Source organism: Arcobacter venerupis, from assembly GCF_013201665.1.
GTDB lineage: Bacteria > Campylobacterota > Campylobacteria > Campylobacterales > Arcobacteraceae > Aliarcobacter > Aliarcobacter venerupis.
Genome location: NZ_CP053840.1, coordinates 3,118,766 through 3,133,528, shown reverse-complemented (window position 1 = coordinate 3,133,528; position 14,763 = coordinate 3,118,766). Strand labels below are relative to the sequence as shown.

The window sequence follows — 14,763 nt, the reverse complement described above, 5'->3', positions numbered from 1 at the left end:
TCCTTTAAAATTGGAGGACTACCATCCCCCACTAGCTCCGCCACCACCGAAGCTTCCGCCACCACCACTAAAACCTCCACTTGAAGAGCCAAAGTTTCCACCTGAAGAGCCAAATCCACCAAATCCAGATGAACTTCTTGAACTATTTGTGTAGTTAGTTGCTATTGGTTTATCAAAATCAATATTTTTACTAGTTTTATAATTGAAAATATACACTAATATAAAAATAATTGTAGCAACTAAGAAGTTATAAGTTGTAAATGTTTGAGACATAATATAACTGAAAAAAGCAAAAAAAGATGATGCCATTGATGATTTAGTTACTTTATATAAAAATTGACTTCTTAGTCTTCTTGAAGCACTATTTACTAACATTGATAAAAACATTAAAGCAAAAAATCCAAGAGGAATAAAGGCATTTATAGCTCCATTAAAATCATCACTTTTAGCTTTTGCAACATATTCACCTTTTATTGCAGCTTTTATTTCATTTACAGCTTTTAAAATTCCCAATTCATATTGGTTTGCTTTGAAATTTGGTTTTATTGTGTAGTTAATTATTTCATGGGAAATTTTATCAGTTAACGCACCTTCAAGTCCATAACCAACCTCTATTCTAATCTTTTTTTCTTCCATTGAGATTACAAGTAAAACACCATTGTTTTTATCTTTTTGTCCAATTCCCCAGAATCTTCCAAGTTGATAAGAATACTCTTCAATTGTGTAACCATTTAAAGAATTTAAAACAACAACAACAATTTGATTTGAAGTTTTATCTTCTTGCTCTTTCAATATTGAATCAATATCCTTTTTTACATCAGGAGATAATAAATTTGCTTGGTCTATAACTCTTCCATCAAGTTTTGGAAAATATTGTGTAATATCAGCATTTAAAAAACTGAAAATAAAAAGTAGGATTAATATAATTTTTTTCATATTAACTCGATAACTTCATTTGAAAGTTCATTTTCATCATTATTTTTAATAGGAAAATGTTTTATAAGAATAGCTTTTGAAGTTCTTAATGCTTTTAAATAACCATTTAAAAAATCTTCTTTTTTCACATCTTCAATAAACTCATAAACCAACTGTTGCCAAAATTCATTTGGAATCTCTTTTGCTATCTCTTCATCTGTTATAATTTCTACATATTTTTCATCAAGGCTGACAAAAAACATTATTGTTTGTTTTGTTTTTGTTCTATTTAATCCAAGATTATGAAATTGCTCATTTGCATTTAATGAGGCTTTTCTATGTTTATAACTCTCTGGAAGAATTTTTAAAACAAAACCATCAAATTTTTCAAAGAATAGATTTATCCCTATGAAAATTAAAAGTTGGTATTGTAATAATTCTAAGGTTGATGTTTCTCTTATAAAATAAAGTATAAAAGAAAAACAAAAAACAAAAAATACAGAAATCATTACAGAAGCATATTTGTAACTTTTGCTTCTTTTAGTAACAACAGCTACAAGTTCTGCTGAACTTAATTTTTCAAGGTTTTCTATCTCTTGAGCGATTAATTTTTTTTCGTTTTCGCTTAAAATCATTAGAATTTAACTTTTGGAGTTTCTTGCTCAGTTGGACTTGCTGTGAAAGTCTCTTTGATTGTAGCATCAGGATGAGCAATTGCAGCTACGAGTTTTCCAGGCATTGTTCTTAGTTCTAAATTATAAAGTTTCACTGCTTCAATAAAATCTTTTCGCGCAACTGTAATTCTATTTTCAGTTCCCTCAAGTTGAGATTGTAAAGCCATAAAATTTTCATTTGCTTTTAATTCAGGATATTTTTCTACAACAAGCATAAGTTTTGATAAAGCACTAGAAAGTCCTGCTTGTGCGTTTGAAAATTGTTGCATAACAGCTGGATTATTTAGCGTATCAGCACTGATATTTATTGCAGAAACTTTACTTCTTGCTTCTGTAACTTCTATAAAAGTGCTCTTCTCATGTTGGGCATAACCCTTTACAGTTTCGACTAAATTTGGTATTAAATCAGCTCTTCTTTTGTATTGATTTTGTACTTGAGACCACTTCTCTTTTACGTTTTCATCAAGCTTTGGAATGTTATTGTAGTTTGATACTATTAAGTAGATTAAAGGTGCAACTATTGCAAGAATTACGAGGATAAAAATTTTTTTCATATTTCGCCTTTTTTAAAATTTATACATAGTATAAAAAAAATCATTAATATGATATAAAGTATTAAAAAAATAAGGTTATTATATTAAGCAGTAATAAACTATAATCACTTTTGTGTAAAAACATACACAATTTTTTATTTTTTTGATAATCGATAAAATATAAACAATTTTTTAATGGATGTTGAATATGATTATCAATAATTTTTTCTAAAAATCAAAATGGAGTATATAAAATGAATGCATCAGAATTATTTGTAAAAGCATTAGAAAATGAAGGTGTTGAATATATTTTTGGAATTCCAGGTGAAGAAAATCTTGATTTTCTTGAAGCACTTAGAACTTCAAATATTAAATTAATTTTAACAAGACATGAGCAAGCAGCTGGATTTATGGCAGCAACTTATGGAAGATTAACAGGAAAAGTTGGAGTTTGTTTATCAACTCTTGGCCCTGGAGCTACTAACTTCGCAACAAGTGCAGCTTATGCGCAACTTGGTGGAATGCCTATGATGATGATTACAGGTCAAAAACCAATCAAAAAATCAAAACAAGGTAGATTTCAAATTATTGACATCGTTGGTATGATGAAACCTATGACTAAATATGCAAAACAAGTTGTTAATGGAAATAACATTCCATCAATGGTAAGAGAAGCATTTAAAATAGCTACAACTGAGAGACCAGGTGCTGTTCATATTGAATTACCTGAAGATATTGCTGCTGAAGAAGTTGAATTTAATATCTATCCAGTAAAAGAGTTTAAATATCCAAAAGCTGTAAAAGATACTATTGCAGATGCTGTTAAAATGATTGAAAAAGCAAAAAGACCATTATTACTAATTGGAGCTGGAGCTAATAGAACAAGAATCGGAACAGCTTTAACAGATTTCGTTAATGAAACAGGAATTCCTTTCTTCTCTACTCAAATGGGAAAAGGTGTTATTGACGAAAATCATAAACTTTGTTTATCGACTGCTGCATTATCTAAAGATGATTTTATTCACTGCGCAATTGAAAGAGCTGACTTAATCATCAATGTTGGGCATGATGTTATTGAAAAACCACCATTTTTCATGGAAAATACACCTGAAGCTACAAAAGTTATTCACGTTAACTTCTCACCATCAGAAGTAGATGATACATATTTCCCTCAATTAGATGTTGTTGGTGATATTGCTTCAAATATTACAAATTTAACTACTGCAATTTCTCCTCAAGAACATTGGGATTTTGATTATTATATCAGAATGGTTGATGAGATTAAAACACACTTAAATAAATATTTTGGAGATACAAGATTCCCGATTTTACCTCAAAAAGCTGTTAGAACTATTAGACAAATTTTAGATGATGAAGATATTGTAACACTTGATAATGGTGTTTATAAAATCTGGTTTGCAAGAAACTATAGATGTGCTCAACCAAATACATTATTACTTGACAATGCACTAGCAACTATGGGTGCTGGACTTCCATCTGGAATGGCAGCAAAAATGGTAAATCCTACTAAAAGAGTTGTTTCAGTTTGTGGAGATGGTGGATTTATGATGAACTCTCAAGAACTAGAAACAGCAGTAAGATTAGGAATTGATTTAACTGTAATTATTTTAAATGATAATGCATATGGAATGATTAAATGGAAACAAACAGGAATGGGATTTGAAACATTTGGTTTAGATTTAGGAAATCCTGATTTTGTTAAATATGCTGAATCTTATGGAGCGCATGGTTACAGACCAACATCTTGTGAAGATTTTGCTACAATTTTAGAAAAATGTGTGAATACAAAAGGTGTTCACCTTATTGATTTAGCAGTTGATTACTCTTTAAATCATGCAATTTTAAATGATTTATTAGCTAAAAAACAGTGTTTAATATAAATAAATAAAAAAGGGAAGAAAGATGAGTACAATAGAAGTAACATCGCCATTTGATGGAAGAGTAGTAGGGAACGTAAAATTCAGTACGTATGAAGAAGTAGAAAGCGCAATAGATTTAGCACATAAAACATTCTTAGATACAACAAACTGGATACCAAGATATAAAAGAGTAGAGATTTTAGAAAATGTAATGAAAATAATGTCTTCTCAAGTTGAAGAACTTACAATCCTTTGCGCAAGTGAAGGTGGTAAACCATATATCGATTCTAAAGTTGAAATTTTAAGAGCTATTAATGGTATTAAAATTGCTATTGAACACCTAAGTGTTTACGAAGGTAAAGAAGTAGCAATGGGACATACTAATACAAGCGCAAATAGAATGGCTTATACTTTTAAAGAACCAATCGGTGTAGTTGCTGCAATTTCAGCTTTTAATCACCCTTTTAACCTAGCAGTTCATCAAGTAATTCCTGCACTTGCAGTTGGTTGCCCAGTAATTATCAGACCAGCAACTCAAACTCCAATGAGTGCTATTAGACTTGTAGAAATTCTTGAAGAAGCAGGACTTCCAAAAGGATGGGCACAAGCTGTTGTTTGTGATAGAAAGGGTGGAGAATTATTAGCAACTTCAACTAAAACTAACTTCCTAACATTTATAGGTTCAGGACCAGTTGGTTGGTACTTAAACTCAAAAGTAAGCCCAGGTACAAGAGTAGCTCTTGAACATGGTGGAGTAGCCCCTGTAATTGTAGAACCAGATGCAGATATTGAAGATATGATTCCAGCACTAGCTAAAGGTGGATTCTACCATGCAGGTCAAGTTTGTGTTTCTGTTCAAAGAATTTATGTTCATGAATCAATCTTTGATACTGTAGCAAATAAATTAGCAGCAGTAGCTTCAAAATTAGTTGTAGGTGATCAATTAGACCCAAAAACTGAAGTTGGACCATTGATTAATAATGATGAAGTAAATAGAGTAGAAGAATGGGTAAATGATGCAGTTGCAAAAGGTGCAACAATCCTAACAGGTGGAAAAAGAATAAGTGCTTCTTGCTTTGAACCAACTGTAATTTTAAATCCTACAGATGATGCAATCGTTTCACAAAAAGAGATATTCGGACCAGTAGTTTGTATTTACTCTTATAAAACATTTGATGAAGCAATAGCTAAAGCAAATTCACTAGAAGTGTCTTTCCAAGCAGCAGTGTTTACAAAAAATATAGATACAGCATTAAAAGCAGTAAAAAGATTAAACGCAACAGCAGTAATGGTAAATGATCATACGGCATTTAGAGTAGATTGGATGCCGTTTGGAGGAGCAAGAGTATCAGGATTAGGGATGGGTGGAATACCATATTCAATGGAAGAGATGAGTAATGAGAAAATGATGGTAATCAAATCACCAGTATTATAATTACAAATCAGAAGAAATAAATAAAAGCTAAGGTATAAATGCCTTAGCTTTTTTTATGTCTGATATATTAAGAATCGTGTATATATCCCATTCCATAGATGTTTTTTATCAGTAATCCAGGTACTTTTTTTCGTAAACGATATATCAGACTTTTTAAATGTGTAATATCTGCAATTAAATCAAATTCATCTGCCCAAATAATATCAATAAGTTTATCTACTGTGCATATTTTTCCATTATCATTTAAAATGGTTTCTACAAAGAGAATCTCATTTTTAGTTAACTCAATTGCTTTATCATTTTCTAATAACTTTTTTTTCTTTTTATCCCACATTAAAGATTCATTGATTTTTATAATATTAATATCATTATTTAAACGGTTATGATAAATCTGATTGCATAATTTAAAAATATCTTCTAAAAAAGTATTGTAATTAATAGGTTTTGTGAAAAATTGATGTATTCCTAGATTAACTAAAGGTAATAAGTAGTTAAATTCATTTCGTGCAGATAAGATGATAACTAATTGATCTTTTTTTATTTTATATATATAATCAATTAATTCTACGCCATCTAAATTTGGCATTTTTATATCTGAGATGATTAAATCATAATAGCTGCTTGTACTTTCATAAAATTCTTTATATTTATTAATGGCATCTAATCCATCAATTGCTGTGGTAACTTTTGGAAAAATATCTTGGAGTAATTCAGAAAATTCTTTTCTAAAATCTATATCATCTTCAACAAAAAGTATATTTATATTTTTAGTATATTTCTTTAACAATCCATAGTCCATTAAAATCCTTAGGTGATACATAAATTAATCAAATTATAAAACTCTTTAGACTTCCCTAAACAGTGTAGCAATCTATCTTATAGAGGTTTTTATTAATTATACTATGATTTTGTTTATTGTATTATATATTATTATTTGGCTACTATTTAGTGATATACTGTATAAAAAATAAAAAAGTGATATTATGATTGATACAAAAATTCTAAAAAACATAACTGTTCTTTATGCTGAGGATGAACTTATAATCCAAGAAGGTATAACTGAAACTTTAAATCTTTTCGAGATAAATGTAATTTGTGTTAAAAATGGACAAGAGGGTTTGTCAGTTTTTAAATCTTCAGATAAAAAAATAGATCTAATACTTACAGATATTAAAATGCCAAAACTAGATGGAATTGGTATGATTGAAAAAATCAGAGAAATAGATAAAGATATTCCTATAATAATTACAACAGCTCATCAAGAGACAAGTTTTCTAATGGATTCTATTGAGTTAAATATTAGTGCTTATGTATTAAAACCTATTGATATTTATAAATTAGAAGCTTCTTTAATAAAAGCAATTGAAGCAAAAGTATTAAGAGAAGAATTAATAGAAAAAAATAAAAGACTTGAAATTGAAATTCAGAAAAATGAAGAGAAACAGCAAATCATAGAAACACAATCAAGGTTTGCAGCGATGGGTGAGATGATAAATATGATAGCTCATCAATGGAGACAACCTTTATCTTCAATTGGAACTGCATCTTATAATTTAAAATACAAATTACTTTCTGGAAAATTCAACTTAGAAACGCAAGAAGGTAGAGTTGAACAAGCTAATTTTTTTACTAACAAACTTGATGAAATAGAGTTTTATGTACAAAATTTAACTACAACAATAGACGATTTTAGAAACTTTTTTAAAACCGATAAAGTTTTTGTTAATTCAACTATTGAAAATCCAATAAAAAATACATTAAAAATAATACAAAAAGATTTACAATCTAATAATATTGAGCTTATATTAGATTTTGAAAGTCAAAATAAAATTAATATCTTTGAAAATGAAATTACTCATGTTTTTATAAATATATTAAAAAATGCTCAAGATAAGTTTTTAGACAAAGAGATTAAAAATGCAAAAATTGAAATTAAAACACAAGATATAGAAAATGGTGTGCAAATTGAAATATATGATAATGGTGGCGGAATAGCGGAAGATGATTTAGATATTATTTTTGAACCATATTTTTCAACTAAAAAAGAGAAAAATGGTACAGGAATAGGTCTTTATATGTCAAAGGTTATAGTTGAGAAGAATCATCAAGGAAAAATATTTGCTAAAAATACAAAAGAAGGTATTAGTTTTTTTATAATCTTATATTGTATGATATAATCGAAAAAAGGTATTTTTGGAGTTATTAGTTGAAGTTTATTGTTTTTAGTTTGTTCTTTTTTAGTTTTTTATTTGCAAATTCATCTGTTTTAAATGAAGAAGAAAAAGCATGGATAGAAAATAATAGTGTAAAAATTGGAATTACTAATTTATACCCATTAAGCTACTTAAACAAAGACTATCAAAGAGATGGTTTTGCGAATGACATTTTAGATCTTATCATAAAAAAATTCCAAATAAAAACTAAAACAGTAGATATTAATCATGGTAATATTGAATATGCTTTTGAAAATGGTGAAATAGATTTAGTACCCATAATAAATAATTCAAAAATAAGTAATAATTTTGGACTTTACTCTTCTGAGATTCTAAAAATAAGAAATATTCTATTTGTTAAAAAAGAACAAAATAAGATTAACTCTTATGATGATTTAAATTATAAAAGAGTTGCTATTGTTGATGAAACAGGAACAATATCAGATATTAAAAAGAAATATCCAAAGATAAAAATAGTAGAAACACAAAGAATAGAAGAATCTGTACAAAAATTACTTGGAGGAAGTGTTGATGCACTAATTGCTTCTCCAATTACTGTTCAAAAATATTTAGAAGATAATTTAGTTATTGATTTAAAAGCTATGCCTCTTATTAGTTTTGAACCTTCAATTTTTTACTTTTTTAGTAATAAAAATAAACCTATCTTACAATCAATTTTAGAAAAAGGATTAGACTCTATTTCCATAAAAGAGCAAAAAGAACTATTTGATAAGTGGTTCTTAAAAGATGTAGCTGATTTACCTCTAATTCTTACAGAAGAAGAAATGAATTATTTGCAGAGAAAAGCAAGTATAAATATGTGTGTCGATCCAGATTGGATGCCATATGAAAAAATAGAAGATCATAAACATATTGGAATAGTTGCTGATTATATGAAAGAGTTCCAAGAAAAAATTGGTATTCCAATAAAACTTGTTGAAACACAAAATTGGAGTGAATCGTTAGAGTATGTTAGGAATAGGAATTGTGATATTCTTTCTCTTGTAATGGATACAAAAAGTAGGCGTGAGTATATGAATTTTACTAAACCATATATCACAGCACCATTGGTTTTAGTTACGAAAAGAAATGTAACTTTTATTAATGATTTAAATACTTTAGAAAATCAAAAAATTGGTATTCAAAAAGACTTTGCTTATAATGAAATAATTAGGCGAAACTATCCAAACTTAGAAGTAGTAGATGTGGAACACTTGCGTGTTGGTTTAAAAAAAGTTGAAAGGGGAGAACTTTTTGGTCAAGTAACCACCCATCTTAATGTTGCATATGCCTTTCAAGAAGAATTTTATGGAAGTTTACAAATATCCGGTAAATTTGATAATAAATGGTATTTATCCGTGGGAGTAAGAAATGATGCACCGATACTTTTAAATATTTTTGAAAAAGTTGTTAACTCTATTAGTGATGAAAATAAACAGAAAATCATAAATAATTGGGTATCTGTTAAATATGAAAAAAGTATTGACTATAAGTTATTTTGGACTATCTTAAGTATTTTAGTTTTTATCTTATTATTAATTTTATATACATATATACTTCAAAGCAGATATATTAAAAAGTTAACTAAAGCAAAAGAAGAAATTGAGATGTTAAATAGTACTTTAGAGAAAAAGGTACACTTACGAACTAGAGAATTAGAACTATCAAATAGAAAATTAAAAATTAAAACTTTAGAACTTGAACATTTAAATAATACACTAGATACTAGAATAAAAGAAGAAATCAATAATAGAAAAAAACAAGAACAGCTTTTGATTCAACAATCAAAACTAGCAGAGATGGGAGAGATGATAAGTATGATTGCCCATCAATGGAGACAACCACTTAGTGCTCTTAGTACAGTTATTCAAAATATACATTTACGTTATTCATTAGATAAACTTGATAAAGAGTATTTAGATAAACAAAGAATTTTAAGTAATGCTCTTACAGAAAAGATGTCAAAGACTATTGAAGATTTTAGAAACTTTTTTAAACCAAATAAAGAAAAACATGCGTTTTCAATAAAAGATGCTATCTCTCAAACAATCTTTCTTATTGTTGATAGTTTTAAAAGTAACAGTATTAAAATTGAAGTTCAAATCTTAGATGACATAAAATTATATGGTTTTCAAAGTGAGCTTTCACAAGTTTTATTAAATATTCTTACCAATTCAAAAGATGCCTTTTTAGAAAAAAATATTGAGAATCCTCATATTATAATTAAAGCTAAACGAATTCAAACCCATATCAAAATCTTAATTTCGGATAATGCAGGTGGAATTGGTGAATCAATTATCAATAAAATATTTGAACCTTATTTTACAACTAAAGATAGTTATAATGGTACGGGGCTTGGTTTGTATATGAGTAAAATAATTATTGAACAAAATATGCAAGGAGAATTAAAAGTAAAAAACATTCCTCAAGGAGTAGAATTTTCTATGTATATCCCAATTAATTATAAAGAATAATTTTTAAATTCCATTCCAAAAAACTTCAATTTATTTCATTTATAAACATCATAATTTCTCATATTATCAATCATTTTAAATACTTATAAAAATACAACTCATGGTTACTTTTTCACTACTCTTTTCCGTAATAATTAATTGTTTAGATTATTCATATATTACTTTTCATGAAATCATTAAAAAACTTCACAAATTAGTAAGAGATGTATATTTTAGATAAAGAATAAAAATCAAGTTAAAAAGGGAACAAATTATATAGATCAGCTTGGAAAGAAGCAGTGCAGGTTTATGGGATGAATGGTGCTAAAGATAAATATAGTGAAGAATTGATTGATATTCTTAGAAAAACTCAATCTAAATAATTTAATTTAAAAGAAGGTTTAAAATGAACAACAAAGAGTTACAAGAAAGAAAACTAAAAGTATTTGCAAGAGGACAAGGTAATACTTATCCAGTTTTTGTTAAAGAAGCAAAAAATGCAGAATTATGGGATGTTGAGGGTAATAGATTTATTGATTTTGGTACAGGAATTGCTGTATGTAATACAGGACATAGTCATCCAAAAATCATTGAAGCTGTAAAAAATCAAATTGAAAAATTTAGTCACACTTGTGTAATGGTTAATCCATATGAAGTAGCAGTTGAATTAGGAGAAAAATTAACAAAATTAGCTCCAGGTGATAGTGAGAAAAAAATCATTTTCGTTACAACTGGTGCAGAAGCAGTTGAAAACTGTGTGAAAATAGCAAGAGCTCATACAAAAAGAAGAGCAGTAATCGCATTTAATGGTGCTTTCCACGGAAGAACAAGTTTAACAATGGCATTAACAGGGAAAACAGCTCCATATAAAGTTGGATTTGGACCATTCCCTGGTGAAATTTATCATGTTCCATTTCCAGCTGATGCTTATGGTGCTACTGTTGAAGATTCATTAAGAGCTATTAAAAACATATTCAAATCAGATGTTGTTGCAGAAGATGTAGCAGCAATCATTGTTGAACCAGTTCAAGGTGAGGGTGGTTTTTATCAAACTCCAGTTGAATTATTACAAGCATTAAGAAAAATTTGTGATGATAATGGAATCGTACTAATTTTTGATGAGATTCAATCAGGATTTGGTAGAACTGGAAAAATGTTTAATAGTGAATATTCAGGAGTTGAACCAGATTTAATGACTATGGCAAAAGGTATTGCAGGTGGTTATCCTTTATCAGCAGTTGTTGGAAAATCTGAAATTATGGATGCTCCAATTCCTGGTGGATTAGGTGGAACTTATGGTGGTTCACCAGTAGGTTGCGCAGCTGGTTTAGCAGTATTAGAAATTATGGAAGAAGAAGATTTATTAAATAGATCAGTAATCATTGGAGATTTATTCAACAAAAGATTAACTGATTTACAAAATGAATTCCCAAAATTAATTTCTTGTGTAAGAAATAAAGGTTCTATGATTGCACTTGAATTAATGGTTGATGGTGATGCAAATAATGCAAATACTGAATTAACAAAAGCAATTATTGCAAATGCAGTTGAAGCGGGATTAATTTTATTATCTTGTGGATATAACGCAAATGTTATTAGATTCTTACCTCCATTAACAATTAGTGATGAAACTGCAAATGAAGGTTTAGACAAATTTGTTAAATTATTTAGAAGTTTAGCTTCTAAATAAATTAGAAAAGATCAAGATATATTCGTAAGAAAATTTAAATTCAAAAAAAGGAAAAACAAATGTTTAATTTATTTAGTAAAATTAAAAAGAACTTAATGGCAACATCAATTGTTGCATTATTAGGTCTTGTAACTATGGTTGATACTGCATCTGCAGCTGAGTATAATTGGAGATTCGCAAATCTATATGGTAGAGGTACAGCATTTGGTGAATTATATAAAGACCTTGCTGCTGATATAGAAAAAAGAACAAATGGTGCAATTAAAGTTCAAGTACTATTTTCAGGTGAAGGTGTTGGAACTTCAGGTGTATTAGGTGCAGCAAAATCAGGATTAATAACAATGGCAGCGCCATTTCAATCAATGCATGCAGGTGAATTACCATCAGGTATAGTTGAAATTGGTTTACCAGGTGGTACAGCTGATACTGAAGAATTATATAAACTTTTCCATGAGCAAGGATTTGGTGATGTAATGAAAAAAGCTTACGATGCACAAGGTCTAGTTTGGTTAGAACCATATATTCAACCAGCAGTTTATATTATTACTAAAAAACCAATTAACTCAATTGCTGATTTCCAAGGTCTTAAAATTAGAGCACCAGGTGCTTATGGTAAATTCTTAAGAGAATTAGGTGCATCTCCTGTATCTTTAGCTTGGAGTGAAATTTATACAAGTTTAGCAACAGGTGTTATTGATGGTTCTATTGGTTCAAATATGATTGACCATAGAGATGGAAATCACGTTGAAGTTGCAAAATATATGTATAAATTACCATTAGCTGGTGCACAAGTATTACCAATCGTTGTTAATAAAGCTGCTTGGAATAAATTATCTGATGATTTAAAGAAAGAAGTTTATGCTGCAACTGTTGATCATGCAAAAGCTCAGTTAGAAAACTCAAAAAAATGGGAAAAAGAAGCTATTGATCAAATGACTGCAAAAGGTTTACAATGGTCTCCAGAACCTTCAGATGCTGACAAAGCTGCATGGAAAAAAGCTGGTGCTGGATTATGGGATGAATACTCTTCTACAGATAAATATAGCAAAGAGCTAATAGATATCCTTAGAAAAAATGAAACAAAATAATTAATTCTAAAATGAAATTAATTATGTTAAAAAAAATTCTAAAATCATTTTGTTCAATAATTGACAAAATTGTTATGTGGACAGGGAAGGGGGCATCATATTTGATGCCTATCCTTGCTTTTATTGTTGTATACGAGGTTGCAGCTCGATATTTATTTAATGCCCCAACGGTATGGGCATATGATTCATCTTTATTTTTATTCGGTTACATTGCGGCATTAGGTGGAGCTTACGCTCAACAAAAAAGAGCTCATATTAATGTTGATATTCTTTATTTAACAGTTTCTCCTAAAGTTAAAAATATTTTTAATGTTATCTCTTTTTCTTTAGGAATCTTTTTCTTAATTATTACTTTTTATGTAAGTATTGGAAAATTTAATGAAGCTATAGAATTTGATTATCGTCGACAAAGTGAATGGGCGCCTCCTATGTGGCACTTCTGGGTTATGTTATGTATAGCTAGCTCTTTATTTATTGCACAGTTAGTTAGGGACATGATAACAGAAATCTATCACTTAATAACAGGTGAAGAATTATTTGAAAAGGAGCCAGAAGATGGGTGTTGAGTTATTATCTGTCGTTTTAGTATTATGTATTTTAATATTTTTTGCTTTAGGTGCTCCTGTTGGATTAGCATTAGGTGGAATTGCAATGTTAATTGGTTATTTCACATGGGGAGATGGAATTTTTAACGTAATTCCAACTACAGTTGAATCAACATACTTTAGTTTTATTCTGCTATCTATTCCTTTATATATTTATATGGGACAGCTTTTAACCCATTCAGGGATTGGTGATGCAATGTTTAATGCAAGCCAAATGCTTATTGGAAAAGTTAGAGGTTCTTTAGCAATTAGTGTTGTTTTTATTTGCTCGATGATTGGTGCAATGGTAGGTATTATTGGTGCTGGTATTATGAGTTCAGGTAGTATTGCCTTAAAACCAATGTTAGAAGCTGGATATGACAGACGTTTAGCCCTTGGTACAATTATGGCAGGTGGAGCATTAGGAATTTTAATTCCACCAAGTATTCCTATGATTATGTTTGCCGCAGCTACACAAAATTCTGTTGGTAGAATGTTTTTAGGCGCAATAGTTCCAGCAGCATTAACAATTGTTGTTTTAATCGCATATATTGTAATAAGTACAAGATTAAAGCCAGAAAAAGCTCCATTGTTAAGTGAAAAATTTGATTTACCAGTATTAACTGCAAAAGAAAAATTTAAAATTGCAAGAAATGGTTTTTTTGCAATTGGTTTAATTTTTGTTGTTTTAGGAAGTATTATTACAGGTATTGCAACTCCAACTGAATCAGGTGCTTTAGGTGTTGCTGGTGCGATTCTTTTAGCAATATTTTTTAAACGATTTAAACTAGAAATGTTTAGATTAGTAGGGATGCAAACGGCTATATTAGTAAGTGTTGCAATGTGGATTATTTTTGGTGCTTCAGTATTTAGTAATTTCCATTTACTTATGGGTATACAAGGAATTATTGCAGATTTTACAAATGGATTAGATTTACCTCCTATTATGATTATTATTATGTTCCAAATTATCATGTTACTTTTAGGATTTATTATTGATGAGTTCATTATTGTATTAATGTGTGCTCCTTTATTTACTCCAATTGCAGTTTCATTAGGATATGACCCAATTTGGTTTGGGGTATTAATGATTATTAATATATTAATTGCAGTACAAACACCACCATATGGTTTTGCACTATTTTACATAAAAGGTATTGCTCCATCTGATGTTAGTATGGGAGAAATTTATAAATCGGTTACGCCATTTATTTTAGTTAATTTATCAGTACTTATTATTTGTATGATTTTCCCAGAAATTATTCTGTGGTTACCTACCAAAGTCATGGGTTAAAGGA

Annotated in this window: 12 protein-coding genes; 8 read left to right on the top strand and 4 right to left on the bottom strand. The window is 29.0% G+C overall.

The features are described from left to right. Positions 1-18: 18 nt before the first annotated feature. The 3 genes from AVENP_RS15505 to AVENP_RS15495 are packed head-to-tail and all read right to left on the bottom strand — an operon-like array spanning position 19 to position 2,143. Positions 19-936, bottom strand: coding sequence for a TPM domain-containing protein (locus tag AVENP_RS15505; RefSeq protein WP_128359870.1), 918 nt, complete (start codon positions 934-936; stop codon positions 19-21). Beyond that, complete coding sequence (locus AVENP_RS15500) at positions 933-1,550, bottom strand: TPM domain-containing protein (protein WP_128359871.1); 618 nt, start codon at positions 1,548-1,550, stop codon at positions 933-935. Before AVENP_RS15500 ends, AVENP_RS15505 begins: the two co-directional genes overlap by 4 nt. Next, complete coding sequence (locus AVENP_RS15495; RefSeq protein ID WP_128359872.1) at positions 1,550-2,143, bottom strand: LemA family protein; 594 nt, start codon at positions 2,141-2,143, stop codon at positions 1,550-1,552. Before AVENP_RS15495 ends, AVENP_RS15500 begins: the two co-directional genes overlap by 1 nt. Before the next feature lie 233 nt (positions 2,144-2,376). Here AVENP_RS15495 and AVENP_RS15490 point away from each other — a divergent pair, with 233 nt between their 5' ends. Then, the gene (locus tag AVENP_RS15490; RefSeq protein WP_128359873.1) at positions 2,377-4,023 is read left to right on the top strand and encodes an acetolactate synthase large subunit; all 1,647 of its coding nucleotides are present in this window, start codon (positions 2,377-2,379) and stop codon (positions 4,021-4,023) included. A gap of 22 nt (positions 4,024-4,045) precedes the next feature. Further along, a complete protein-coding gene (locus AVENP_RS15485; RefSeq protein WP_128359874.1) occupies positions 4,046-5,437 on the top strand; it encodes an aldehyde dehydrogenase family protein in 1,392 nt (463 codons plus the stop codon). Between the two features lie 67 nt (positions 5,438-5,504). Here the strand turns inward: AVENP_RS15485 and AVENP_RS15480 are convergent, their stop codons facing one another. Then, positions 5,505-6,236, bottom strand: coding sequence for a response regulator transcription factor (locus tag AVENP_RS15480; protein WP_172664341.1), 732 nt, complete (start codon positions 6,234-6,236; stop codon positions 5,505-5,507). 184 nt (positions 6,237-6,420) lie between these two features. On the opposite strand from AVENP_RS15480, the gene AVENP_RS15475 reads away from it, so the two are divergent. The 6 genes from AVENP_RS15475 (at position 6,421) to AVENP_RS15450 (ending at position 14,759) form a co-directional block, all read left to right on the top strand. Beyond that, a complete protein-coding gene (locus tag AVENP_RS15475) occupies positions 6,421-7,614 on the top strand; it encodes an ATP-binding response regulator (RefSeq protein WP_128359876.1) in 1,194 nt (397 codons plus the stop codon). A 29-nt stretch (positions 7,615-7,643) separates the two neighbouring features. After that, entirely contained in the window at positions 7,644-10,124 is a 2,481-nt protein-coding gene (locus AVENP_RS15470) for a transporter substrate-binding domain-containing protein (protein WP_128359877.1), read from the top strand. Positions 10,125-10,509: 385 nt separating this feature from the next. Beyond that, entirely contained in the window at positions 10,510-11,793 is a 1,284-nt protein-coding gene (gene gabT / locus AVENP_RS15465; RefSeq protein ID WP_128359878.1) for a 4-aminobutyrate--2-oxoglutarate transaminase, read from the top strand. A gap of 59 nt (positions 11,794-11,852) precedes the next feature. Beyond that, positions 11,853-12,881 (top strand): TRAP transporter substrate-binding protein, encoded by a 1,029-nt coding sequence (locus AVENP_RS15460; RefSeq protein WP_128359879.1) that lies wholly within the window; start codon positions 11,853-11,855, stop codon positions 12,879-12,881. Between the two features lie 104 nt (positions 12,882-12,985). Beyond that, complete coding sequence (locus tag AVENP_RS15455; RefSeq protein WP_228201903.1) at positions 12,986-13,447, top strand: TRAP transporter small permease subunit; 462 nt, start codon at positions 12,986-12,988, stop codon at positions 13,445-13,447. Next, positions 13,437-14,759 (top strand): TRAP transporter large permease, encoded by a 1,323-nt coding sequence (locus AVENP_RS15450; protein WP_128359880.1) that lies wholly within the window; start codon positions 13,437-13,439, stop codon positions 14,757-14,759. The genes AVENP_RS15455 and AVENP_RS15450 overlap by 11 nt, the downstream gene beginning before the upstream one ends. The last annotated feature ends 4 nt before the right edge of the window (positions 14,760-14,763 follow it).

Bases quoted from the DNA above. Each gene is read 5' to 3' on its own strand.
- AVENP_RS15505 (WP_128359870.1), bottom strand. From the start codon at position 936: ATGAAAAAAATTATATTAATCCTACTTTTTATTTTCAGTTTTTTAAAT.
- AVENP_RS15500 (WP_128359871.1), bottom strand. From the start codon at position 1,550: ATGATTTTAAGCGAAAACGAAAAAAAATTAATCGCTCAAGAGATAGAA.
- AVENP_RS15495 (WP_128359872.1), bottom strand. From the start codon at position 2,143: ATGAAAAAAATTTTTATCCTCGTAATTCTTGCAATAGTTGCACCTTTA.
- AVENP_RS15490 (WP_128359873.1), top strand. From the start codon at position 2,377: ATGAATGCATCAGAATTATTTGTAAAAGCATTAGAAAATGAAGGTGTT.
- AVENP_RS15485 (WP_128359874.1), top strand. From the start codon at position 4,046: ATGAGTACAATAGAAGTAACATCGCCATTTGATGGAAGAGTAGTAGGG.
- AVENP_RS15480 (WP_172664341.1), bottom strand. From the start codon at position 6,236: ATGGACTATGGATTGTTAAAGAAATATACTAAAAATATAAATATACTT.
- AVENP_RS15475 (WP_128359876.1), top strand. From the start codon at position 6,421: ATGATTGATACAAAAATTCTAAAAAACATAACTGTTCTTTATGCTGAG.
- gabT (WP_128359878.1), top strand. From the start codon at position 10,510: ATGAACAACAAAGAGTTACAAGAAAGAAAACTAAAAGTATTTGCAAGA.
- AVENP_RS15460 (WP_128359879.1), top strand. From the start codon at position 11,853: ATGTTTAATTTATTTAGTAAAATTAAAAAGAACTTAATGGCAACATCA.
- AVENP_RS15455 (WP_228201903.1), top strand. From the start codon at position 12,986: ATGCCTATCCTTGCTTTTATTGTTGTATACGAGGTTGCAGCTCGATAT.
- AVENP_RS15450 (WP_128359880.1), top strand. From the start codon at position 13,437: ATGGGTGTTGAGTTATTATCTGTCGTTTTAGTATTATGTATTTTAATA.